The sequence below is a fragment of the Winogradskyella ouciana genome, assembly GCF_009709615.1.
GTDB lineage: Bacteria > Bacteroidota > Bacteroidia > Flavobacteriales > Flavobacteriaceae > Winogradskyella > Winogradskyella ouciana.
In genome coordinates this window covers 1-239 of sequence record NZ_WJYA01000294.1, presented here as the reverse complement: position 1 = coordinate 239, position 239 = coordinate 1, and the positions used below count along the sequence as shown (strand labels likewise).

The following is a 239-nucleotide window of genomic DNA, read 5'->3' as shown; positions in this document are numbered from 1 at the left end:
TCCGGCAGATTGCGGCGCAAAATCGCCATCACCATCGCCGCGACGAAACCGATTTTCACTTCCGGGTAACCGAAACGCGCCGATCCGGTCGCCAAAACAATGTCGCAAGCCGTCGATAAACCGCAGCCGCCGGCGAGAGCCCGACCGTGAACGGCGGCAATGACCGGAATTTTTATTTTTCTTATCAGCGCAAACAATTCAAGTAAATTCTCAGCATCAGCGAGATTTTCCATCACGTC

The 239-nt window shown here is 53.6% G+C and carries 1 protein-coding gene; it reads right to left on the bottom strand.

The annotated features are described in order from the left end of the window. The coding region (locus F1003_RS16385; RefSeq protein ID WP_202913944.1) for an enoyl-CoA hydratase-related protein at positions 1–239 on the bottom strand (239 nt) is incomplete at both ends.